The organism is Lentzea sp. DG1S-22 (assembly GCF_036321065.1).
In the GTDB taxonomy this organism is placed as follows: Bacteria; Actinomycetota; Actinomycetes; order Mycobacteriales; family Pseudonocardiaceae; genus Lentzea; species Lentzea jiangxiensis.
This window is the reverse complement of record NZ_CP143276.1, coordinates 5720354-5743063: the sequence shown is the minus strand read 5'-3', so window position 1 is coordinate 5743063 and position 22710 is coordinate 5720354. Positions and strand designations below refer to the sequence as shown.

Genomic DNA, 22710 nt, shown 5'->3' with positions numbered 1-22710 from the left:
GGGTTGAACTGGGTTGACCTGCTCGTGCTGGGCCTCGCCGCGATAGCCGCGGTGTCCGGGGCCAGGCAGGGCATGGTCGTCGCGCTGCCCGCGTTCGTCGGTGTGCTCGTCGGCCTGATCCTCGGCACGCAGATCGCGCCGCTGCTGGTGTCCCAGTTCGAGAACGTCGTCACCAAGGTCGTGTTCGCGGTCGGCATCGTCGTGCTGCTCGTGGCGCTCGGCGAGACCATCGGCGTCTACATCGGGCGGACGATCAAGGCGCGGGTCAACGCGTCGCCGTTGCGCGGCGCGGACAACGCGCTGGGCGCGATCGTGCAGGGCCTGGTCGTGTTCGTGGTGGCGTGGATGATCGCGCTGCCGCTCACCTCAGTCGTCGGCCTGCCGGACCTCACCTCGTCGCTCAAGCAGTCGGTGATCCTCGGCAAGGTCGACCAGGCCATGCCGCCCGCCGCCCGCGTGCTGTCGGGCGACCTGCAGAAGCTCTTCGACGTCTCCGGCTTCCCGCAGGCGATGGACCCGTTCAACCGGACGCCGCTCAAGGAGGTCGAGCCGCCGGACGGCCAGCTCGCGAGCTCCCCGGTCGCGGGCCGGCTGAAGTCCTCGGTGCTCAAGGTCCGCGGCCGCGCCCCGTCGTGCTCGCGCGCGCTGGAGGGCACCGGCTTCGTGATCGCCCCGGAGCGGGTCATGACGAACGCCCACGTCGTCGCCGGCACGAACGAGGTGACGGTCGAGGTCGGCCGCGGCCAGTTCGACGCGACGGTCGTGGCGTACGACCCGAAGACCGACATCGCCGTGCTCGCGGTGCCGGACCTGGAGGCCACGCCGCTGCAGTTCCGCTCCGACGAGGTGCAGCCGGGCGAGGACGGCATCGTGCTCGGCTACCCGCTCGACGGCCCGTACAAGGCCTCGCCGGCCCGCGTGCGGGAGCGCATCCCGCTGCTGCGCGGCCCGGACATCTACGACGCCCAGACGGTGACGCGGGACGTCTACACGGTGCGCGCGGAGGTCCGCTCCGGCAACTCGGGCGGGCCGCTGGTCGACCCGAACGGCCGGGTGATGGGCGTGGTGTTCGGCGCGGCCGTCGACGACCCGGAGACCGGCTTCGTGCTCACGGCCCAGCAGGTGCAGCAGATGGTGCAGAAGGCGCCGACGCTCACCCGCCGCGCCTCGACCCAGGGCTGCGCCTCCTAGAGCGAGTGGCGGGCCGCGACGCCGTCCAGGACGTAGCCGAGGCCCGTCTCGAACCTCTCCGCGGGGTCGCGGTCGCTCGACTCGTGCACGACCCTGGCGAGCATCGGGAACCGGCCGGTGGCGAGCACCCGCCGCAGGTACGGACCGGACGCCCGCTGCCACTGCTCCTCGGTCATGCCGCTCGACCGCTCCGCGCGGAGCTCGGAGATCTCGCCGCGGACGGCCCCGAACACGTAGGCCATCACCGCGCCGACCACGTCGAGCACCTGGTCGATGTCCTCGAACCGGACGGTGGCGAGCGTCGTCTCCAGGTGCGTGAGCGCGTTCGGGCCCTGGTGCGGGCGGTTGCCGACCAGGTCGACGAACCACTCGTGCCGCTTCGCCGCGGCCCGGATGCCGTGCGCGACGTGCCGGAGGCCCTCGCGCCAGCCCGCTGAGGGCGACGGCGGCGTGATCTCGCCGTAGACCTCGTCGACCATGAGGTCGAGCAGCTCGTCCTTGGTCTCCACGTACCCGTACAGGCGCATCGGGCCCGCGCCGAGGGCGGCGGCGACCTTGCGGAAGGACACCTCGTCCAGCCCGCCCGCGTCGGCGAGCCTGATCGCGGCACCCACGACCAGTTCCCTGCTCAGCGGGGTCGGCGACGGCTTGGCGGGCGGCTCGGGGCGGTCCCACACGGTCTCGTTCGACATCGCACTGGACAATACACCGTCTTATGTCGATACAGTGTATCAAGCAATACGGCGTATCGAGAGGGGATGTCGTGAAGACTTCGGTGTTGGTCGTGGGGGGAGGCCTCGCGGGAACGTCGGCCGCGCTGTTCCTGGCGTGGCGCGGCGTGCCGGTGACGCTGGTGGAGAAGCACCCGGGCAGCTCGGCGCACCCGCGCGCGGTCGGGTTCAACGCCCGCGTGGGTGAGCTGCTGCGCGGGGTAGGACTGGAGGACGAGCTGCCGGAGAGCCGGATGGCGAAGGGCTTCGGCGTCCGGCGGGTCAGGGCGGAGAGCCTCGTCGGGAAGAGGTACGAGGAGACGTTCTGGACGCCGCCGGCCGAGCTGTCCGACGTCGAGCACTCACCGGTCACGGGCATCGGCGTGGCGCAGGACCGGATGGAGCCGATCCTGCGCGACAAGGCCCGCGAGCTCGGCGCGGACATCCGCATGAGCACGCGGATGCTGGAGTTCTCCCAGGACGGCGACGGCGTCACGGCGGTCGTCCGGGGCGACGGCGACCCGTACGAGATCCGCGCCGACCACCTCGTCGCGGCGGACGGCCACCGCAGCCCGGTCCGGGAACAGCTCGGCATCACCCGCACCGGCCGCGGGTACCTGCACACCTCCCGCAGCGTGCTGTTCCGCGCGCCGCTGGAGGAGTACCTGCGGGACGGGATCGGCCAGTTCGTCATCGACGACGTCGGGTTCCTGACCACCTACGGCGACGGCCGCTGGGTCCTCATGCTCGACGACCGCGAGTACGACGAGCCCGAGTTGCGGCGGAAGATCTTCCAGGCCATCGGCCGCGACGACCTGGACGTCGAGATCATCACGACCGGCCGGTGGACGATCAGCGCGTCGGTGGCGGACCGGTTCTCCGACGGCAGGGTCTTCCTGGCGGGCGACGCCGCGCACACGCTGCCGCCGAGCCGCGGCGGGTTCGGGGCGAACGTCGGCATCGAGGACGCGCACAACCTCGCCTGGAAGCTCGCCGCCGTGCTGAACGGCGAGTCACGACCGTCCCTGTTGGACACCTACGACGCCGAGCGGCGGCCGGTCGCGGTCCTCTGCCACCAGCAGATCTTCGCGCGCAACGACGGCCACAACCGCGACGGCGAACCGGACGAGGCGCCGTTGTACGACAACAACGCCATGCACTTCGGCGTCCTCTACCGGTCGTCGGCCGTGCTCGGTGCGGGTCCGGAGCTGCCACCCGCCCAGCTCCCCGAGCAGTGGAAAGGTCAGCCCGGCACGCGTGCCCCGCACGTGTGGACGGAGCCGGGCAGGTCCACTGTGGACCTCTTCGGGCGCGGCTGGGTGCTCGTCGCCGACCACCCGCAGTGGGAGGAGGCCGCCGCACCGCTCGGCGTCCGGTGCGAACGCGTCGAGCGGCTGGACGCGTTCGGGCTGTCCGAGAAGGGCGCCTCGCTGGTCAGGCCGGACGGCTACGTCGCGTGGCGCTCGGTCGACCTGCCGGACGACCCCGCCGCCGTCCTGGAGGCCGCGTTCAGGTCAGCTTCCGCAGGAACTCGGTGATCAGCCTGCTCGTGGTGTGGGGCGCCTCCTGGTTCGGGAAGTGCCCCACCTCGGGCAGGTAGCGGAACTCCGACTCGGGGCCGAGCCACGGCAGCGAGTCGCGTGCCGAGGACTCGAGCACGACCGGGTCCAGGGCGCCGTGGAGCTGCAGCACGGGCACCTGCACCGGCTTGTCGACGGCCTCGGCGAACCGGCGGCCGTCGCTGCGCAGCTGCGAGCGCACCGCCCAGCGGTAGTACTCGAGCGCGCTGTGGGCGACGCCCGGCACCGTCATCGCCTGCCGGCAGCGGCGGATGACCTCGTCGAACTCGGGCGCCGACCGCCACTTCGGACCGGACCACGCCGAGAGCAGCTTGGCGACCTGCAGGGCGTTCTCTCGGGTCAGCCAGCGCTCGGGGTGGATCGGCAGCTGGAAGCGCAGCACGTGGGAGTTCACGCGGGGGTGCGTGCGGAACGCCCGGCGCGTCACCAGCGGGTGCGGCGCGGACAGCACGGAGACCGACGAGACCACGCGCGGGTGCAGGGCGCCGACCGTCCAGGCGATGGAGCCGCCCCACGCGTGGCCCACCAGGTGTGCGCGTTGGGCGCCGAGCGCCTTGACCAGACCCGCGACGTCACCGGCGAGCGTGAAGCCGTCGTAGCCGCGGGGTGGCTTGTCCGAGTCGCCGTAGCCGCGCAGGTCGACGGCGACCGCGCGGTACCCGGCCTCGGCCAGCGCGGTCAGCTGGTGCCGCCACGACCACCAGAACTCGGGGAACCCGTGCAGCAGCAGCACGAGAGGTCCCTCGCCGAGTTCGGCGACGTGCAGGCGGATGCCGTTGGCCGAGACGTCGCGGTGCGTCCACGGACCCGCGACCCGCACGACGGACGGGTCGGGTTTGCGGCTCAGTTGACGGCGCCCCTGCTCTGGGAGTCGCGGTGCGTCAGCGCCGCGACGGTGTCCTTCGCGGCCGCGATCGACTTCTCCGGCGCCCTGATCTTCTTCACCTTGCGGTAGCCGAGGAAGGCGCAGGCGACGGCGGTCAGCAGCATCACCGCGAAGACCAGCCCGAAGCCCGCCCAGTAGCCCCAGCCGAACCACTCGGCGAAGCCGAAGCCGAGGGCCATGAACAGGAAGAACAGGCTGAAGCACAGCACGGTCAGCGCGACGATGAAGAAGACGCTGCCCTTGACGCCCTTCTTGATCTCCTTGGTGATCTCGCCCTTGGCGAGTTCGACCTCTGCTCTGACCAGAGTCGACACGTGGGCGGTCGCATCACGAACGAGACCGCCGATCGATGCCTCGGCAGTCGGGTCGTCTGCGGTCAGCGGAATCGACGCGATGTGCTCCCTGGTGGTCACCCGGACATCGTGCCATGCGCCCGGCTGCGGCGAATGAGCAACACCGCGGCGAGCAGCGACGCGATCATCGAAGCGAGCAGGACGGCGGCCTTCGCGGTCTCCGGCTGGTCGAGCGAGAGGTCCGCGATCAGCAGGCTGACGGTGAACCCGACGCCGCCCAGCGTCGCCACCGCCACGATGTCGCGCGGTCCCGCGCCGGACGGCCAGACGGCGGCCTTGAACCACACCGCGAGCGCCGAGGCGCCCACGATGCCGATCACCTTGCCGACGACCAGCCCCGCCATCACCCCGATCGCGATCTTGTCCGAGAAGAGCTTCCCGAACGCCTCCGCGCCCACCGGCACACCCGCCGCGAACAGCGCGAACACCGGCACGGCCACCCCGGCCGAGAACGGCTGCAGCCGGTGCTCCAGCCGGACCGCCGGCGCCTCGGCCTCGTACGGGTCGCGCCTCACCCGCGTCAGCAGGGCGAGCGCGACACCCGCGATCGTGGCGTGGATGCCCGACTCGTGCATGAACCACCAGGTGCCGAGCGCGATCGGCACGTAGAGCCACGGACTGGTGATCCTCCTGTGCTGCAGGAACCAGTACAGCGCCAGCAGCAGCACGACCGCACCCGCCGCGAGCAGGTTGAACTTCGCCGTGAACAGGACCGCGATCACGATGATCGCCCCCAGGTCGTCCACGACGGCCAGCGACAGCAGGAAGACCCGCAGGCTCGACGGCAACCCGGACGCCGTGAGGGCCAGCACCCCGAGCGCGAACGCGATGTCCGTCGCCACGGGGATCGCCCACGCCTTCTCGATCCCCGGCTGCCCCCAGCCGACGCCCAGCGCGACCAGCGCGGGCACGACCATCCCGCCGATCGCGGCGACGATCGGCAGGACGGCCGCCTTGAAGTTCGACAGCTCCCCGACGACGAGCTCGCGCTTGAGCTCCAGACCGGCGACGAAGAAGAAGATCGCGAGCAGCCCGTCCTTGGCCCAGTCGCCGACGCTCAGCGGTCCCAGGTGGAGATCGCGCAGCGTGAAGTACGCGGGGGCGAGCGGCGAGTTGGCCCAGATCAACGCGACGGCGGTGGCGCCGAGCAGCACCATGCCCCCGACGGTCTCGGTGCGGAGGTAGCGGGCGAAGTCGGCGATCTTGGGCGGCACGGGTCTCCCTGGGCAGTATGCGGGCACGACAAATCCTCGTGCCGACCAGACTTCCCGGCTCACCCTGGCGCAACCTTAACGCGAACGGGCGCCCTCCTCGGAGGACGCCCGTCACGTTTCGGGCGGAGGATCAGTCCTCGGACTTGCCCGACTGCAGGCCCGCCGAGATCAGGTCCATGACCGACGAGTCGGCCAGCGTCGTCACGTCGCCGACGGTGCGGTTCTCCGCCACGTCGCGCAGCAGGCGGCGCATGATCTTGCCCGAGCGCGTCTTCGGCAGCTCCGGCACGACCATGATCTGCCGCGGCTTCGCGATCGGGCCGATCTCCTTCGCCACGTGGTCGCGCAGCGCCTTGATCGCCTCGGCGCCACCGGCGTCGGAGCCCGCGCCACCGCGCAGGATGACGAACGCCACGATGCCCTGGCCGGTCGTCTCGTCGGACGCGCCGACGACGGCGGCCTCGGCCACGGTCGGGTGCGACACGAGCGCCGACTCGACCTCGGTGGTCGAGATGCGGTGACCGGACACGTTCATCACGTCGTCGACGCGGCCGAGCAGCCAGATGTCGCCGTCGTCGTCGTACTTCGCGCCGTCACCGGCGAAGTAGAAGCCCTGCTCGCCGAAGCGCGACCAGTACGTGTCGCGGTAGCGCTCCTCGTCGCCCCAGATGCCGCGCAGCATCGACGGCCACGGCTCGTCGAGCACCAGGTAGCCACCGCCGCCGTGCTCGACCTCGACGCCCTCGTCGTTGACGACCTTCGCGCCGATGCCGGGCAGCGGCTGCTGGGCCGAGCCGGGCTTGGCCGAGATCACGCCGGGCAGCGGCGAGATCATGATCGCGCCGGTCTCGGTCTGCCACCACGTGTCGACGATCGGGGCCTTGCCGCCGCCGACGTTCTCGCGGTACCAGATCCACGCCTCGGGGTTGATCGGCTCGCCGACCGAACCCAGGACGCGGAGGCTGCTCAGGTCGTACTTGGCCGGGATGTCCGCGCCCCACTTCATGAAGGTGCGGATCAGCGTCGGCGCCGTGTAGTAGATCGAGACGCCGTACTTCTGCACGATCTCCCAGTGGCGGCCCTCGTGCGGGGTGTTCGGCGTGCCCTCGTAGACGACCTGCGTCACGCGGTTCGACAGCGGGCCGTAGACGATGTAGCTGTGGCCGGTGACCCAGCCGATGTCCGCGGTGCACCAGTACACGTCGGTGTCCGGCTTGAGGTCGAACACGTAGTTGTGCGTGTACGACGCCTGCGTGAGGTAGCCGCCGGACGTGTGCAGGATGCCCTTCGGCTTCCCCGTGGTGCCCGAGGTGTAGAGGATGAAGAGCGGGTGCTCCGAGTCGAACGCCTCGGGGGTGTGCTGGTCGGACTGCGAGTCCACCAGCTCGTGCCACCACACGTCCTTGTCGGTCCACGCGACCTCGGTGTCGGTGCGCTTCACGACGATGACCTTCTCCACCGACGGCGCGCCGGCGACGGCCTCGTCCACGGCGGGCTTGAGCGGAGCCGGGTTGCCGCGGCGGTACTGGCCGTCGGTCGTGATCACGAGCCGGCACTCGGAGTCCTGGATGCGGGTGCGCAGCGCCTCGGCGGAGAAGCCGCCGAACACCACGCTGTGCATCGCGCCGACGCGGGCGCAGGCCAGCATCGCGAAGATCGCCTCGGGGACCATCGGCATGTAGATCGCGACGCGGTCCTCGGCGCCGATCCCCAGCGACGTCAACGCGTTCGCGGCCTTGGAGACCTCGCGCTGCAGCTCGGCGTAGGTGATGGCGCGGGAGTCACCGGGCTCGCCCTCCCAGTGGATCGCGACCTGCTCGCCGTGGCCGGACTCGACGTGCCGGTCGACGCAGTTGTAGGCGACGTTGAGCCTGCCGCCGACGAACCACTTCGCGAACGGTGCGTTCGACCAGTCGAGCACCTGGTCCCACCTGGTGTCCCAGTGCAGCCGTTCCGCCTGCTTCGCCCAGAACGCCTCGCGGTCGGCCTTCGCCTCCTCGTACAGCGCGGGCTGTGCGTTCGCCTGTGCCGCGAACTCGTCGGAAGGCGGGAACGTCCTGCTCTCCGTGAGCAGGTTGTCCAGGGCGTTGCCCTGGCCTGGCGACTGCGTCATGGTGCGAGACCTCCTGGAAAGTCCAGACCGGTTGGGGATGCGGGTACTGACCGTAGTGCGAGCCAGCTCACTTCCAACAGGTTCCTCCCCAAAAAGGTTCAGACCAATCTGGGGAGGTCGGTTACACGGCTGTCATTGTGTAACCCGTTTTGTCTGGTCCGGGCACGTGTGGCGCGTTGAACGGACGAAGTTGCGCGCTCAACGGTCCACCCAGTGAGCTGGGTCACGCGTTTCACCTGGTCAGGTACTCTGCGCGACCGTGACCGATCCTCTCGCTCCGCTGCTTTCCTTGCCCGGTGTGGCAGACGCCGCGAACGCCGCCAAGGACGCCGTCTTCCAGGTGCACCGCCATCGGGTGAACCTGCGCGGCTGGGCCACGACGGCGGCGGAGGCGTCCGTCCGCGCGGCCCGTGCGTCGGCGGCGCTGGAGGGCGGCCCGACCGAGATCCCCGAGTCCGGCGAGGTCACCGACCCGGTGCTGGCCGGCTCGCTGCGGGTCGCCGAGGCCCTGGGCGGCCTGGTGGCCGTCTGGCAGCGCGCGCCCTTGCAGGCTCTCGCGCGGTTGCACGTCCTCGCCGCCGCCGACCTGAGCTCCGACGTCGGACGGCCGCGCGTCTCCGAGGACGTGTCGCGGCGGCTCGACCTGCTCGGCTCCCTCGTCACCGGCGGGACGTCCGTGCCGTCGCCGGTCGTCGTCGCCGTGGTGCACGGCGAACTGCTCGGCCTGGCACCGTTCGACGTCGCCAACGGCGTGGTGGCGCGTGCCGCGGCGCGGATGACGTCGATCTCGACCGGCCTCGACCCCAAGGGGCTCGGCGTGCCGGAGGTGGCGTGCCTGCGCCGGTCGGCCGAGTACGAGGCCGCGTCCGTGGCGTTCGCGTCGGGGACCCTGGAGGGCCTGGCCCAGTGGATCCTGTTCGTGTGCTCGTCGCTGGAGGCGGGCGCCCGCGAGGCCAAGAGCATCGCGGACGCCGCACTCACCGGGTGACCTCCGCCAGGACCTCGGCGGCCCTGACCGCGTCCTCGTCGGTCACGTAGAGCGGGGCGAACCCGAACCGCAGGATGTCCGGCGGCCGGTGGTCGCCGATGACGCCCCGCGCGATCAGTTCGTCCATCACCGCCCTGGCGTCCCGGCAGCGCACCGAGATCTGGTTGCCGCGGTTCTCCGGGGTGATCACCTCGAGGGACGTGAGCTTCTCGACGTGCTCGCGGAACGACGCGGTCAGCGCGAGGCCGCGCTGCCGCAGTTCGGCGAGGTCGACGTCGTCCCACACGTCCAAGGCGGCGTCGAGGGCCAGCATCGACAGGATGTCCGGCGTGCCGACGCGTGCGCGCGCGACGCCGGGATCCGGTTCGTAGGAGGGCTTCATGCCGAACGGCTCGCGGTGCCCGTTCCAGCCGGACAACGGGTTCTCGAAGCTCGCCTGCTTGTGCTTCGGCACGTAGATGAACGCCGGCGCGCCCGGCCCGCCGTTGAGGAACTTGTACGTGCAGCCGATCGCGTAGTCGACCCCGAGGGCGTCCAGCTCGATCGGCAGCACACCCGCGCTGTGGCAGAGGTCCCAGACCACCTGCGCGCCGACGCCGTGCGCCTGCTCGGTGAGCGCCTTCATGTCGTGCAGTTCGCCGGTCCGGTAGTCGACCTGGTTGAGCAGCACCACCGCGGTGTCCCCGGTGAGGTCCAAAGAGGACGGATGTGCGGCGCGGATCTTCATGCCGGTCAGGGAAGCGACGGACTGCGCGATGTAGCCGTCGGTCGGGAACGTCGACTCGTCGCACACGATCTCGGTGCGGTCGGTGCCCCTGACCGCGCCCATCAACGCCTTGAAGACGTTGACCGACGTGGAGTCGCCGACGACGACCTGGCCCTGCGCCGCCCCGACCAGCCGCCCGACGCGGTCGCCGACCCGTTGCGGCGTCTCCCACCAGCCCTCGGACCACGACCGGATCAGCCGCCGGCCCCACTGGTGCTCCACGACCTCCCGCATGCGCTCGGCGACGTGCTTCGGCAGCGCGCCGAGGGAGTTGCCGTCGAGGTAGATGACGCCTTCGGGGATGTCGAACAGCTCGCGCCTCACACGTAGCTCCTGGCGGTCCACAGTTCGGGGAACACCGCGCGCTGGGTGCGCTTCTCCAGCCAGGCGACACCGGCGGAGCCACCCGTGCCGACCTTCGAGCCCATCGAGCGGCGGGTCGCGAGCAGGTGGTCGTAGCGCCAGCGCGCGAACTCCTCGGCGATGTCGGTCAGCGCCTCGCCCAGCTCCAGCAGGTCGCGGTCGTCGCCGCGGTAGATCGCCGCCCACACCTGCTCGACCTCCGGCGACGGCTCGTAGGCCTGGGTGAGGTCGCGGTCGAGGACTTCCTGCGGGATGGCGAAACCCCTGCGCTGCAACGCTGCCAGCACGTCGTCGTAGAGCGACGGCTCGCCCAGCGACTTCTCCAGCTGGTCGTGCATCGCCGGCACGGCGCGGTGCGGCACGAGCATCGACCGCGACTTCTCGCCGAGCAGGAACTCCATCTCGCGGTACATGCCGCTCTGGAAGCCCGAGCCCTCGCCGAGCGCGTCGCGGAAGGAGTTGAACTCGGTCGGCGTCATGCGCGCGATCGGCCGCCACGCCGCCGACAGCGCCTGCAGGTGCAGGTCGGACCGCCGCAGCGTCCGGACCGCCGCGCGCAGGTCGTCGGCGCGCAGCTCGGTCTGGGCCTGCCGCCACTCGAAGCAGAGCAGGCCGAAGTACAGCTCCATCACCTGCGTGATGACCAGGAACGACATCTCGCGCGGATCTTTGGACCACTGCTGTTGAAGGGTGTGCAGCACCGACGCGTGCACGTAGTCCTCGTACGGCGTGGTGCCGCCGAAATCCAGCTTCGGAGAAACGGGGCAGCTCATGCCCTCAATCGTCGCCGGAACGGCTCGTCACCTGAATGGACGACGAAAGGCATTCGCGCCGAAGTTCTTCCGAACGCAAAACAGATCGCCGGGTAGCTTTGCGTTCATGTTGGACGATGTGGACAAGGCCCTGTTGGAGGCGCTCCAAGAGGATGCGCGCCTGTCGTACAACGAACTGGCCCGCCGGGTCCACGTCTCGCCGCCGACGGTCGCGCAACGGGTCCGGCGCCTGGAGAACATGGGCGCCATCACCGGCTATCGCGCCGTCGTCGACCCCACCGTCGTCGGACGTCCGGTCGTCGCGTTGGTGCGCATGAAGTGCTACGGCCCGAGGTGCATCACGGTCCACCCGGAGCTGCTCGACGACCTGCCCGAGGTCGTCGAGGTCGTGCGGCTGACCGGGGACATCTGCTCGGTGGTGAAGGTCGTGACCACGTCCATCGTGGAACTGGAACGGCTGCTGGTCCGGCTGGCGGCGCACGGGGAGACGTCCAGCGCGATGGTGCTGTCGACGCCGATCCCGTGGCGCCCGGTGTTGCCCGGATAACCCGCATCGTGATGCGGCTGGCCGTTTCCGCCGAACGGGCCAACCCGACGACGCGCGAAGTCGCCGAAGTCATGGGTGTGCAGTACACCCATGCGGCCAAGGTCGTGTCCCAGCTCCAGCACCTCGGTGTGGTGGTGGCGCGGCGCGGCCGGGGCGGCGGTCTGGCGCTCGCCGGGACGGGCCGGTCCACCTCGGTCGGGTGGCTCGTGCGCGAGCTGGAGGGCGTCGGCGACGTCGTCGACTGCGAAGGCGAGGTGTCGTGCCCGCTGAGTTCCGCCTGCCGGCTGCGCCGCGCGTTGCGCCAGGCCCAGGAAGCCTTCTCCGCCTCGCTCGACCCACTGCGCGTCGAGGACCTCGTCGCTGATCCCACCGGTCCCGTGCTGCTGAGCCTGCAGCCGAAGTGAGGAGTTCGCCGATGCTGTCCCCGAAGTCCGCTGAACTGGTCGAAGCCACGCTGCCCGCCGCCGGGGCGGCGATCGGCGAGATCAGCGAGCTGTTCTGCACCCGCGTGTTCGACGAGCACCCGATCCTGCTGCGGCACCTGTTCAACCGGGGCACCCAGGCCAACGGCACCCAGGCCCAGGCGCTCGCCGGCTCGGTCGCCGTCTTCGCGTCGGGCCTGCTCGGGGGCAAGCAGCCCGACGCGATGTTGCGCCGCATCGCGCACAAGCACGTCTCGGTCGGCGTCACGTCCGGCCAGTACGCGGTCGTGCACAAGCACCTGATGGGCGCGATCGCCGAGGTCCTCGACGTCACGCCGGAGATCGCGGCCGCCTGGAGCGAGGTCTACTGGCTGATGGCCGACACGCTGATCGGCCTGGAGCGGTTCCTGCCGCGCGGGCAGGAGGACTACCGCGTGATCGCCCGGTTCCAGGAGACCGACGACGTGGTGACGTTCGTCGTGCGGCCGGTGAACGGCCCCGTACCGCTGAACAAGCCGGGGCAGTACGTGTCGGTGCACGTCCCGCTGCCCGGCGGCATCCGGCAGATCCGCCAGTACAGCCCCTCCGGGCGGACCGACGACGCGCTGCAGTTCTCGGTGAAGCGCGACGGCGAGGTGTCGAACCACCTGCACGACCACGCGCCGGTGGGCAGCACCGTGCGGCTCAGCCGGCCGACCGGCGACGTGACCCTGCAGCCCGGTGACGGTCCGGTGCTGCTCGCGTCGGCGGGGATCGGCTGCACGCCGATGATCGCGATGCTCGACGACCTCGCCGCCACCGGGTCGCGGCGGGAGGTCATCGCCGTGCACGGCGACCGCGACCAGTTCAGCCACCCGTTCCGCGCCGAGCTCGGCCAGCTCGTGGCGAAGCTCGAGGACGGGCAGGCGCACGTCTTCTACGAGGAGCCCGTCGGGCAGTGGCCCGCCGAGCGGACCGGGTTCGTCGACCTCTCGTCGGTGCCGGTCCCGGCCGGTGCGACCGCCTACCTGTGCGGACCGGTGCCGTTCCTGCGCGCGGTGCGGGCCCAGCTGCTCGAAGCCGGGGTCACCGACATCCACTACGAGGTGTTCGGCCCGGACGTCGTCGTGTCAGCCGGCTAGCCGGTTCAGGGCGTTGCGGACGTGGCCCTTGGTGTCCTCCAGCGCCGCGGCAGCACGTTCGGTCGGTTCGCCCGACAGCAGGTGCACCAGCGCCACCTTGAGGTCGCCGGACGCGTCCGCCAGCGCCCGCTCGCAGTCGTCCACCGGCAGGCCGGTGGCCTCGTGCAGGATCCGGATCGTCCGGCCGCGCAGCTTCGCGTTCGTCGCGCGCATGCTGACCATCAGGTTCGAGTAAGTGCGGCCGAGCTTGACCATCACCGCGGTGGAGAACGAGGTCAGGACGAGCTTCTGGGCCGATCCCGCCTTCATCCGCGTGGAGCCCGCGATGGCTTCGGGGCCGGTGTCCAGGGCGACCAGGACGTCCGGGGTGAACGGCACCGAGGCGTTGTTCGACACGAGCACGGTGCGAGCGCCCAGCGCCCGCGCCTCTTCCAGCGCGCCGATCACGAACGGCGTGCGCCCGGACGCCGTCACGCCCACGACCAGGTCCTTCGCCGTGGCGTGGCGGCGGATCTGGGCGGCGCCGGAGGAGTCCTCGACCTCCTCGACCGCGCGGACCAGCGCCTCGGAGCCGCCCGCGTGGTGGGCGACGAACCAGTCGGCCGGCACGTTGAACGTCGGCACCAGCTCCGCGGCGTCCAGCGTCGCGAGCCGGCCGGACGTGCCGGCGCCGACGTAGTGCACGCGGCCGCCGGACATGATCGCGGCGACACCGAGGTCGACCGCCTCCGCGAGCTCGGGCAACGCCGCGGCGACGGCCGCCGGGACCGTGCTGTCCTCGTCGTTGATCATGCGCAGCACGTCGACCGTGGGGACCCGGTCGATGTCGGTCGTGCGAGGGTTCCGCTGCTCGGTCGGAGATTCCACGCGCACCACCACACCGTTCCGGGGGGACGTCATTTAGTCGTCTCCCGCGGCCGCCTGCGACCGTCCGGTCTCGCTCCCAGCCGGTGGCCGGAGACGGCCTCGTAGGTCGCCTCCAGCGCCGTCTTGGCCGAGTCCACGTGGTGCTGGGCGACGCCGATGAACAGGCAGTCGATCACCGTGAGCTGGGCGATCCGGCTCGCCATCGCACCGGAGCGGAACGTGGTCTCGCGCGCGGCCGTGGTCAGCACGTGGTCGGAGACCTCGGTGATCGGCGAGCGCGGGAAGTTCGTGAGGGCGACCGTGGTGGCGCCGGTCTCGCGGGCGACGCGCAGGGCCTCGACGGTCTCCGAGGTCGAGCCGGTGTGCGAGATGCCCACGGCGACGTCCGCCTCGGTCAGCACGGCGGCCGACGTCAGCGCGATGTGCGTGTCGTTCCACGCGAAGCAGGTGAGCCCTATGCGGTGCAGCTTCTGCTGCAGGTCGAACGCGACGAACGCGCTCGCGCCGAAGCCGTAGACGTCCACGCGGCGTGCGCCCGCGACGGCTTGGACGACCTTGTCGAGCGCCTCGACGTCGAGCTGCTCGGCGGTCTCCTCGACGGCGCGGGCGTCGGCGAACGCGACCTTGCCGACGACCTGCCGCAGGTCGTCGCCGGGGCCGATGTCGCCGCCCATGTCGTGGTTCGCACGGGCGGCGCTGCGGGCGGTGTCGGCGGCCAGCGCGATGCGCAGCTCGGGGTACCCGCCGACGCCGATGGCCTTGCAGAACCGCGTCACCGTCGTCTCGCTGGTGCCCGCCTGCTCGGCGACCTCGGTGATGCTGCGGTGCGCGACCGTCCCCGGGTTCTCCAGCACCACCTTCGCGACGCGCTGCTCGGCGCGCGCGAGGCCCGGCAGCAACGACCGGATCTTCACCAGCGGACTGGATTCGGCACTGCTCTCACTGGACACGTGGGAAACTTACTAACCGCCACACCAACGGTCAACGGAGTGTGTCCGAAAGTCACTCCGTCGGCAGGTTCGCCGGTCAGCGGACGTCGGGCTTCTTCCGCGTGGACACGGCGATCCGGTTCCAGGAGTTGATCGTGAGGATCAACGCGATGAGCTGCGCCAGCTCCTCCTCGCCGAAGTGCTCCGCGGCCCGCTCGTAGACCTCGTCGCTGACGTACTCGTGGCTGCTGAGAACCGTGATGGCCTCGGTGAGCCGCAGTGCGGCCCGCTCCTTCTCGGTGTAGAGGTCGCCCGCTTCCTCCCACGCGTTGAGCAGGTAGATGCGGGCCTCGGTCTCGCCTCCCTTCCGCGCGTCGACCGTGTGCATGTTGAGGCAGTACGCGCAGTGGTTGAGCTGCGAGGCGCGGATGCGGACGAGCTCGGCGAGCTGCTCGTCGAGCCCCTCGCGGGCGGCGGCGTCGAGGGCGATCATGGCGCGGTAGACCTTCGGGGCCTTCTTGGCGATGTCGATGCGGTTCGTCATGTCTTGAAACTAGGCCGCGCAATGGCCCTGGTCGTGGTGCAATCTGATCGTGGAATCGTGGGCCAATCTCGACTTCCACCTGGACCTGTCCGGTCCGGGTGGACTGCGGCACCGGTTGACGGCGTCGCTGCGGGACGCGGTCCGGTCGGCGCGACTGCCTCCCGGCACCCGGCTGCCCGCCTCGCGGTCGCTCGCCGCCGACCTCGGGATCGCGCGCAACACCGTCGCCGAGGCCTACGCGGAACTGGTGGCCGAAGGCTGGCTGACCGCCCGTCAGGGATCCGGAACCGTTGTCGCGCAACGGGTCTCACCGCCTGCCCCCGTCACCCGCAGGGCCGCGGGGCCGGACGCGCAGTTCGACCTGACCGTGTCGACGCCGGACGTCACCGAGTTCCCGCGCGCGGAGTGGATCCGCTCGACGCGGCGGGCGTTGACGGCGGCACCGTCGGAGGCTTTCGGTCCGGGGGACCCGCAGGGGCGCATCGAGTTGCGCACCGCGCTGGCCGAGTACCTCGCACGGGCGCGGGGCGTGCGGGCCGACCCCGAGCGGATCGTGGTGTGCTCGGGGTTCGGGGGCGCTGTCGGGATGTTCGACCAGCTGCTCGAGCCACCCGTCGTCGTCGAGGAGTACGGGCTGCACTTCCACCGGTCGCTGTGGACGTCGACGGTGCCGTTGGCGGTGGACGACCACGGCGCCAACACCGAGCAGTTGCCCGACGACGTGCGTGCGTGCGTGTTGACGCCGGCGCACCAGTTCCCGCTGGGCGGTCCACTGCACCCACGGCGGCGCGCATCGGCCGTGGAGTGGGCACGGCGCGTGGACGGGCTTGTGCTGGAAGACGACTACGACGGCGAGTTCCGCTACGACCGGCAGCCGGTGGGAGCCGTGCAGGGGCTGGACCCCGAGCACGTCGTCTACCTCGGGACGTCCAGCAAGGCGCTGTCGCCGGCGTTGCGGATCGCGTGGATGGTGCTGCCGGACCGGTTCGTGGGCCCGGTGCTGGAGTTGAAGACCGACCGCGAGCAGCACATCAGCATGCTCGACCAGCTGACGTTGGCCGACTTCCTGTCGTCCGGCGCCTACGACAGCCACGTGCGGCGGATGCGGCTGAAGTACCAACGGCGGCGTGACCGGCTCGTGGAGGCTGTCTCGCCGTACGTGACGGTCTCGGGCATCGCCGCCGGGATGCACGCAGTGCTGGAGACGCCTCACGAAACGGCGATCGTGGAGACCGCGCGCGAACGTGGGATCGAGCTCAGCCCGCTGTCGTGGTTCCGGCACGAGCTGAGCGGCGACGACCGGTCCGGAGTGGTCGTGAGCTTCGGAGCGCCCGCGTTTCCCCGGGCGCTCCAGAGCTTCGCCGAAGTGCTAGCGGCGTGCTGCTGACCAGCCCTCGGCCGTGACTTCGCCGCGGGCGTGCACGTAGACGCCACGGCCGTTGTACTGGCCTGCCCTGGTGTGGACGAACCGGGACTTCACCGGTTCCACCGCCACCCAGCGACGGCCGGTCGTCGTGATCGTCCGCGCGTCCTGCCAGTCGGTGCCGTTCCAGTGCTGCACGGTGAGCTTGTCGCCCTTGTCGACGTCGACGAAGACCTCGACCGGGCGTTCCGCGACCAGCGTCCCGCCGGAAGTCGTCGCACGCCATTGCCTTCCGTGCGCCTTGACGGCGAGCGCGTTCGCCAGGCCGTCGGCGGCGACGCGGCGGGCCGGGTTCACGCTGCCCCAGTCGCGGCTCGGGTGCACGCGGTTGGTCAGCAGGACCGCGATCGACCGCGAGGCCTTGTCGACCACGAACGACGTGCCGGTGTAGCCGGTGTGCCCGGCGGTGCCCGGCCCGCTCAGCGCGCCCATGTACCAGCGCTGGTCGAGCTCGAAGCCGAGGCCGTGGTCGTTGTCGGGGAACTGCTGGTTGAAGTTCGTGAGCATCAGCTCGACGGAGTGCTCGGCCAGGATCCGGCGGCCGTTGTACGTGCCGCCGTTGAGGATCGTCTGGCCGAGGACCGCGAGGTCCCTGGCCGTGCCGAAGACGCCCGCGTGGCCGGCGACTCCTCCGAGGGACCAGGCGTTCTCGTCGTGCACCTCGCCGCGGACGATGCCGCGTGGTGGTGAGGACTGGAACTCGGTCGCCGCCGTGCGGTCCTCCGCCTTCGGGTTGTAGCCGGTGTCCCTCATGCCGAGCGGCCCGGTGATGCCGTCCCGCACGGCCTGGTCGAGCCTCTTGCCGCTCACCTTGGAGACGATCTCGCCGAGCGTGATCAGGTTCAGGTCCGAGTAGACGTACGTGGTGCCGGGCGTGGACTTCGGCTTCACGTCCATCACGGCTTTGATGCGCGACGGGATGTCCGGGTACAGCTTCCACAACGGGATGAACGGTTCGAGGCCGCTCGTGTGTGTGAGGAGCTGCTTGACGGTGATGTCCTCCTTGCCGTTCACGCCGAACTCGGGCAGGTAGGTCGCGACGCGTTCGTCGATGCCGACACGCCCCTGCTCGACCTGCTGGATCACCGCGATCGACGTGAACAGCTTGGAGATGGAGGCGAGGTCGAAGATCGTGTCCTTGCGCATCGGGACGCGTTCTCCCTCCGGCAGCTGGGTTTGCGCGTCCTCGTAGAGCACCGCGTAACCCGTGCGGTCGTGCGTGACGATCTTGCCGTCGTGCACGTACAGCGTGACGGCGCCCGCGTAGAGCGGTTTGCCGTTCGCCTGCGGTTTCGTGAAGTCGTGGAGCCGGCGCAGGGCCGCGTTGATCGGCTCGGGGTCGAGACCCGCCCAGTACGGGTTGGACTGGCGCAACGTCGTCCGTTCGTGCGCGAAGCCGTCCTGGGGCTGGTCGAAGTGTCCGGGGACCGCCGTCGTCACGAGCGCGACGGCCAGGGCAGGGATGAGCATGGCGTCCTCACCGGTAGCGCAGGTAGGGCAGGCGGGTGCGGCGGAACTGCTGCAGCTCCTGCTGCCACGCGCCGACGACCTCGTCCAGCGGAGCCTGGGCGTCGATCATCCCGCGCAGCCGGCCGGAGCCGCTGAGCTTGTCGATCCAGTTGTCGGGCCGCCACGCGAAGACGGCCGGGTACAGCGACTTCACGGTGATGATCATCGCGACGGCGGCTCGGATGGCGTCGAACTCGTGCGGGTCGGTGACGTGCAGGGTGACACCGCCGCAGGTCTTGCCCTGGAACTTGTTGAACGTCGGCGAGAAGTAGGTCTCGCGGAACCTGACGCCCCCCAGGCCCAGGGCGTTCAGCTCCTCCGCCCAGCGCCAGTCGACGCCGGGTGCGCCGACGGTCTCGAACGGACGGGTGGTGCCGCGGCCCTCGGACAGCACCGTGCCCTCGAACAGGCACGTGCCGGGGTAGACCAGCGCGGTGTCCGGGGTGGGCATGTTCGGGCTCGGTGGCACCCACGGCAGGCCGGTGTCGAGCTGGTCGCGCCGCCAGCCCCGGACGTTCACGACCTCCAGCCTCGTCTTCAGGCCGAACTCGCCCACGAAGAAGCGGGCGAGCTCGCCGACCGTCATGCCGTGCTGCTGGACGATGGGCTTGAGGCCCACGAAGGTGGCGTAGGAAGGGTCGAGCTGCGGGCCGTTCGCCCTGCCGCCGATGGGGTTCGGGCGGTCCAGCACGATGAAGTCGAGGTTCGCCGCGGCCTCCATCGCCTGGTACATCGACCAGATGTAGGTGTAGAAGCGCGCGCCCACGTCCGCGATGTCGAACACGACGGTGTCGATGCCGGCCTTCGCGAACATCGCCTGGATCTTCGCGGGGTTGGCTCCGTACGTGTCGTACACGGGAATGCCGGTGCGCGGGTCCGCGTAGTCGCCCTCGGAACCGCCGGCCTGCGCCGTGCCGCGGAAGCCGTGTTCGGGGCCGAACACGGCCGTCGGCTTGGCGCCGTGGGCGACCATCGAGTCGACGATGTGCGTCTGGTCCTTCAAGATCCCCGTGGGGTTCGTCAGCACGCCGACCTTGCGGCCCCGGAGCTTGCGCCAGCCGTCGCTCGCGAGCTGCTCCGCGGCGGTGGTGAGCTTCGGGGCCGCCTGAGCGGCCGGAGCGGTGACGAGGGGGACGGACAGGGCGCCCGCGGCGAGGAAGCTCCGCCGCCTCACCAGGTCACCCCGTGCCCGAACGGGTAGGGCGTCGGGCCGGGGACGTCGACCGGGAGCTTGCCCCGCGGCGTGGTCTCGCCGAGCAGGACCTTGGCCAGCGCCTCCATCGACACGGTCGTGGTCGAGTACGTCGCGAGCCACGTCTTGGCGTTGCCGTGGGCCACGTCGTACGGGTTGGCGGTGGCGGCCGCGATGACCGGCTTGCCGGTGGCGACGAGCTGGTTGAGCAGGTCGAGCTGGGCCGGCCTGGTGCTCAGGTTGTTGGTCAGCACCACGATCTTGTCGGCGCCGGCCGCCGCTGCCAGCGCCTGCTGGACCTGCGCCGCCGTGGGGCTCGCCGCCGTGACGACCTTGGCGCCCTTGAGGCGCGTGGCCAGTGCCGAGACCGTGGCGTCGCTCGTGCCGACGACCAGGGGAGCGGTGGCGTTCAGCGGAATCGCCTGGCCGTCGTTTCGGACGGCCGTGACGGTGCGGTCGGCGATGGCCTGGGCCTGCTGCGTGTGGGAGCCGACGACCTGCTCGGCCCTGTTCTCGTCGACCCGCGCGGTGACCATGACGCCGCGCAGGAGCTTCATCTTGAGGATGCGCAGGACGCTCTCGTCGATGCGCTTCTCGGAGATCTCACCGCTGCGGACGGCCTTGAGGACGCTGTCGATCGCGAGACCGAGGTTCGGCGGCATCAGCAGCTGGTCGACGCCCGCCTTGATGGCCAGCACCGGGATCTCGGCGTCGGAGTGCAGCTTGCGCACGCCCGCCATCTCCAGCGAGTCGGTGACGACCACGCCGTCGTACCCCAGCTCGTCGCGCAGCAGACCGGTGATGATCTTCGGGCTGAGCGTCGCCGGGTTGCCCGACGGGTCGATCTGCGGCACCTGGATGTGCGCGGTCATGATCGAGTCGATCTTGGCGTCGATGGCGGCCTTGAACGGCGGCGAGTCGATCTGGCGCCACTGCTCCAGGCTCCGGTTGGAAACCGGCAGGGCGGTGTGGCTGTCCTCGGACGTGTCGCCGTGGCCGGGGAAGTGCTTGGCGGTCGAGGTGACCGACGCCGGGTCGAGCAGGCGGCGGCCCTCGTAGCCCCTGACCTGCGCGGCCGTCATCTCGGCTGCGAGCTTCGGGTCGCTCGAGAAGCTGCGCACGCCGATGATGGGGTTCACCGGGTTCGAGTTGACGTCGGCGTCCGGCGCGAAGTTCTGGTTGATGCCCATCGCGCGGAGCTCCGAGCCGGTGATGCGCGCGGCCTCCTCCGCGTCCCGCGTGCTGCGGCCGGCGCCGAGGGCCATGTTGCCCGGCAGCTGCGTGGCGGGCGGGCCGATGCGCGTGACGACGCCCATCTCCTGGTCGATCGAGATGAGCAGCGGAACGCGGCTGGCCTTCTGCAGGCCGTTGGAGAGCTGCGCGATCTGCTTGGGCGTGTCGATGTTGTCGCGGCTCGAGTTGTTGAAGTAGATGACACCGCCCGGCTGGTACTTGCGCACCATCTCCGCGGCCGTCGTCACTCCGAAGTCGGTCTGGTTCTTGGGGTGCGGGACGTCGGCGGCCTGGCCGTTGACGTACGTGACGAAGAGCTGGCCGACCTTCTGTTCCAGCGACATCCCGCGCAGGGTGGTCACGGCGGCGTCCGCTCTCGCCACCGGCGTGAGGGCGACCATGGCTGTGACCAGCGTCAACGCGGCGAACTTCCGCACTTGTCCGTGCCTCCCGGTAATGTTCCCACAGGTAACTGGCGTAGTTCGCAAGTTACTCACGGCTGTGTGGTGGGTCAACGGGGGCACATTGTGCCGTTCGGTGGCAATTCTCCACGCGCAAGCAGACGGGGCACCCTCGAAAGGGTGCCCCGTCTTCAGCGCGGGCTTGCGAGTTACCAAGCGTGCAACTCGTGTCGTACAACCCTGGCCTCGGCGTCCGGCGTCCCGATACGCAGGCCCTAGACGACAAGCCTCCCGCGGCGTGCTGCGCGTGGGTACTCGAAGTCCGCGCACGGAGCTCCGCCGGGGTGGAGTCTGGCTTCTCTTCGCCAGGTCCCTGGCCGACCCGAGGTCCGCACCATCCATTTAAGTGCGTGTGCCCGGTCACAGCAAGGGCTCGGACGGGTGCACCGTTCAAGCCACGTTCAGTAGTGAAAGTACTGGGGTTTCTGGATTTGTCAGCTCGTATTCGCGTTCGGGTACCGCTGACGGGGGCGGTGCCGTGCACCCACGCGGGCACCTCGTGCGCGGCGCGTTGCCGCTACTCGCCGGTACCGGACTCGAAGGGTGCCGATGTCGCTCGGGGACTTGACTAGTCGCGGTTCCGCTTGCGCCGCAGGCCGTACCAGGCGGCGCCCGCCGCCGCGGCGGCACCGAGGCCGAGGGCCGTGACCGCGACCGCCCTGCCGGACGGCGTGGGGATGCGGCCCCGCAGGCTCACCGGGTCGACGAACTGCTGCACCGGCCAGTCCTTGTCGACGGCGACCCGGCGCAGGCCCCGGTCCGGGTTCACGGCCGTCGGGTGGCCGACGACCTCGAGCATCGGCAGGTCCGTGACGCTGTCCGAGTAGGCGTAGCTCTGCGCGAGGTCGTAGCCGTGCTCGGCGGCGAGCTGCTTGATGGCGATGGCTTTGTTGTCGGCCGCGCAGTAGAAGTCGATGTCACCGGTGTAGCGGCCGTCGAGGACGACCATTCTCGTCCCGACGCTGTGGTCGGCGCCGATCATCTGGGCGATGGGCGCGACGAGTTCCTCACCCGAGGCGCTCACGATGACGACGTCGTGGCCCTCCGCCTTGTGGTCGGCGATCAACTGTGTCGCTTCTTTGTAGACGAGCGGGTCGACGATGTCGTGCAGCGTTTCGCTGACGATGCTGCGGATCTGCTCGACGTCCCACCCGGCGGCGAGTGCCGTGATGTGCGCGCGCATGCGGTCCATCTGGTCCGCGTCCGCCCCTGCCAGCATGAACACGAACTGCGCGTACGCGCTTTTCAACACCGCGCGGCGGTTGATCAGCCCTTCCTGGAAGAAGGGACGGCTGAACGCCAGCGTGCTCGACTTCGCGATCACGGTCTTGTCGAGGTCGAAGAAGGCGGCGATCCGGCTCATGTAGCGCAGCTTAGGCGTACTGGTCGGTAGACCGTTCGGGCGGCATTTCGCTCGTGTACGAAACCGTTGTGCCGCACGGTTACCGAAACTTGCCCAGCGGCTGTTGCGGAAGTTGCGCGCGGCACTGGCGCATGGGGATACAGTAGGAGGGTCCGGTTCGAC

21 protein-coding genes are annotated in these 22710 nt (G+C 70.4%); 7 read left to right on the top strand and 14 right to left on the bottom strand.

What is annotated here, in order from left to right:
• Nucleotides 1-3 precede the first annotated feature (3 nt).
• Nucleotides 4-1191 carry a MarP family serine protease gene (locus V1227_RS26720; protein WP_329788193.1) on the top strand — a complete coding sequence of 396 codons (1188 nt, stop codon included), beginning with the start codon at nucleotides 4-6 and terminating at the stop codon, nucleotides 1189-1191.
• Here the strand turns inward: V1227_RS26720 and V1227_RS26715 are convergent.
• Complete coding sequence (locus V1227_RS26715; protein ID WP_329788192.1) at nucleotides 1188-1883, bottom strand: TetR/AcrR family transcriptional regulator; 696 nt, start codon at nucleotides 1881-1883, stop codon at nucleotides 1188-1190. The two genes, V1227_RS26720 and V1227_RS26715, sit on opposite strands and share 4 nt — an antisense overlap.
• A gap of 71 nt (nucleotides 1884-1954) precedes the next feature.
• Here V1227_RS26715 and V1227_RS26710 point away from each other — a divergent pair, with 71 nt between their 5' ends.
• Nucleotides 1955-3439 (top strand): FAD-dependent oxidoreductase, encoded by a 1485-nt coding sequence (locus V1227_RS26710; RefSeq protein WP_329788191.1) that lies wholly within the window; start codon nucleotides 1955-1957, stop codon nucleotides 3437-3439.
• On the opposite strand, the gene V1227_RS26705 is transcribed toward V1227_RS26710, so the two are convergent.
• The 4 genes from V1227_RS26705 to acs all read right to left on the bottom strand — a co-directional run bounded on the left by V1227_RS26705 (nucleotide 3411) and on the right by acs (nucleotide 8047).
• Entirely contained in the window at nucleotides 3411-4328 is a 918-nt protein-coding gene (locus V1227_RS26705) for an alpha/beta fold hydrolase (RefSeq protein WP_090097778.1), read from the bottom strand. The genes V1227_RS26710 and V1227_RS26705 overlap by 29 nt on opposite strands.
• A complete protein-coding gene (locus V1227_RS26700; protein ID WP_236217934.1) occupies nucleotides 4325-4780 on the bottom strand; it encodes a phage holin family protein in 456 nt (151 codons plus the stop codon). The genes V1227_RS26705 and V1227_RS26700 overlap by 4 nt, the downstream gene beginning before the upstream one ends.
• Nucleotides 4777-5934 (bottom strand): Na+/H+ antiporter NhaA, encoded by a 1158-nt coding sequence (nhaA, locus tag V1227_RS26695; protein WP_329788190.1) that lies wholly within the window; start codon nucleotides 5932-5934, stop codon nucleotides 4777-4779. The genes V1227_RS26700 and nhaA overlap by 4 nt, the downstream gene beginning before the upstream one ends.
• Before the next feature lie 130 nt (nucleotides 5935-6064).
• Complete coding sequence (gene acs, locus V1227_RS26690; protein ID WP_329788189.1) at nucleotides 6065-8047, bottom strand: acetate--CoA ligase; 1983 nt, start codon at nucleotides 8045-8047, stop codon at nucleotides 6065-6067.
• Nucleotides 8048-8306: 259 nt separating this feature from the next.
• Here acs and V1227_RS26685 point away from each other — a divergent pair, with 259 nt between their 5' ends.
• Entirely contained in the window at nucleotides 8307-9035 is a 729-nt protein-coding gene (locus tag V1227_RS26685; protein ID WP_329788188.1) for an oxidoreductase, read from the top strand.
• On the opposite strand, the gene kynU is transcribed toward V1227_RS26685, so the two are convergent.
• Both kynU and V1227_RS26675 read right to left on the bottom strand, forming a co-directional pair.
• The gene (kynU, locus tag V1227_RS26680) at nucleotides 9025-10125 is read right to left on the bottom strand and encodes a kynureninase (RefSeq protein ID WP_329788187.1); all 1101 of its coding nucleotides are present in this window, start codon (nucleotides 10123-10125) and stop codon (nucleotides 9025-9027) included. The genes V1227_RS26685 and kynU overlap by 11 nt on opposite strands.
• Complete coding sequence (locus V1227_RS26675) at nucleotides 10122-10937, bottom strand: tryptophan 2,3-dioxygenase (RefSeq protein WP_329788186.1); 816 nt, start codon at nucleotides 10935-10937, stop codon at nucleotides 10122-10124. Before V1227_RS26675 ends, kynU begins: the two co-directional genes overlap by 4 nt.
• 106 nt (nucleotides 10938-11043) lie before the next feature.
• On the opposite strand from V1227_RS26675, the gene V1227_RS26670 reads away from it, so the two are divergent.
• Genes V1227_RS26670 through V1227_RS26660 form a run of 3 tightly spaced genes read left to right on the top strand, consistent with a single transcriptional unit; the run spans nucleotide 11044 to nucleotide 13027 of the window.
• Nucleotides 11044-11484, top strand: a complete 441-nt coding sequence (locus V1227_RS26670; RefSeq protein ID WP_218130281.1) for an Lrp/AsnC family transcriptional regulator — start codon at nucleotides 11044-11046, stop codon at nucleotides 11482-11484.
• Between the two features lie 11 nt (nucleotides 11485-11495).
• On the top strand, nucleotides 11496-11888 hold the full coding sequence (locus V1227_RS26665) for an Rrf2 family transcriptional regulator (protein WP_329788185.1): 393 nt from the start codon (nucleotides 11496-11498) through the stop codon (nucleotides 11886-11888).
• Nucleotides 11889-11899: 11 nt separating this feature from the next.
• Nucleotides 11900-13027 carry a globin domain-containing protein gene (locus V1227_RS26660; protein WP_329788184.1) on the top strand — a complete coding sequence of 376 codons (1128 nt, stop codon included), beginning with the start codon at nucleotides 11900-11902 and terminating at the stop codon, nucleotides 13025-13027.
• Here V1227_RS26660 and V1227_RS26655 read toward each other — a convergent pair.
• From V1227_RS26655 to V1227_RS26645, 3 genes are all read right to left on the bottom strand, one after another.
• Nucleotides 13016-13927, bottom strand: coding sequence for an N-acetylmuramic acid 6-phosphate etherase (locus tag V1227_RS26655; RefSeq protein ID WP_329788183.1), 912 nt, complete (start codon nucleotides 13925-13927; stop codon nucleotides 13016-13018). The genes V1227_RS26660 and V1227_RS26655 overlap by 12 nt on opposite strands.
• Complete coding sequence (locus V1227_RS26650; RefSeq protein WP_236217950.1) at nucleotides 13924-14844, bottom strand: MurR/RpiR family transcriptional regulator; 921 nt, start codon at nucleotides 14842-14844, stop codon at nucleotides 13924-13926. The genes V1227_RS26655 and V1227_RS26650 overlap by 4 nt, the downstream gene beginning before the upstream one ends.
• A 76-nt stretch (nucleotides 14845-14920) precedes the next feature.
• Nucleotides 14921-15367: a carboxymuconolactone decarboxylase family protein gene (locus V1227_RS26645; RefSeq protein WP_329788182.1), complete on the bottom strand. Its 447-nt coding sequence runs from the start codon at nucleotides 15365-15367 to the stop codon at nucleotides 14921-14923.
• A gap of 49 nt (nucleotides 15368-15416) precedes the next feature.
• Here V1227_RS26645 and pdxR point away from each other — a divergent pair, with 49 nt between their 5' ends.
• Nucleotides 15417-16754, top strand: a complete 1338-nt coding sequence (gene pdxR / locus V1227_RS26640) for a MocR-like pyridoxine biosynthesis transcription factor PdxR (RefSeq protein ID WP_329788181.1) — start codon at nucleotides 15417-15419, stop codon at nucleotides 16752-16754.
• On the opposite strand, the gene V1227_RS26635 is transcribed toward pdxR, so the two are convergent.
• The 4 genes from V1227_RS26635 to V1227_RS26620 all read right to left on the bottom strand — a co-directional run bounded on the left by V1227_RS26635 (nucleotide 16737) and on the right by V1227_RS26620 (nucleotide 22548).
• The gene (locus V1227_RS26635; RefSeq protein ID WP_329788180.1) at nucleotides 16737-18260 is read right to left on the bottom strand and encodes a serine hydrolase domain-containing protein; all 1524 of its coding nucleotides are present in this window, start codon (nucleotides 18258-18260) and stop codon (nucleotides 16737-16739) included. The two genes, pdxR and V1227_RS26635, sit on opposite strands and share 18 nt — an antisense overlap.
• Before the next feature lie 7 nt (nucleotides 18261-18267).
• The gene (locus V1227_RS26630; protein ID WP_329788179.1) at nucleotides 18268-19473 is read right to left on the bottom strand and encodes an exo-beta-N-acetylmuramidase NamZ family protein; all 1206 of its coding nucleotides are present in this window, start codon (nucleotides 19471-19473) and stop codon (nucleotides 18268-18270) included.
• Nucleotides 19470-21125 carry a glycoside hydrolase family 3 protein gene (locus V1227_RS26625; RefSeq protein ID WP_329794121.1) on the bottom strand — a complete coding sequence of 552 codons (1656 nt, stop codon included), beginning with the start codon at nucleotides 21123-21125 and terminating at the stop codon, nucleotides 19470-19472. The genes V1227_RS26630 and V1227_RS26625 overlap by 4 nt, the downstream gene beginning before the upstream one ends.
• Nucleotides 21126-21753: 628 nt before the next feature.
• On the bottom strand, nucleotides 21754-22548 hold the full coding sequence (locus tag V1227_RS26620) for an HAD-IB family hydrolase (protein ID WP_329788178.1): 795 nt from the start codon (nucleotides 22546-22548) through the stop codon (nucleotides 21754-21756).
• Nucleotides 22549-22710: the final 162 nt, after the last annotated feature.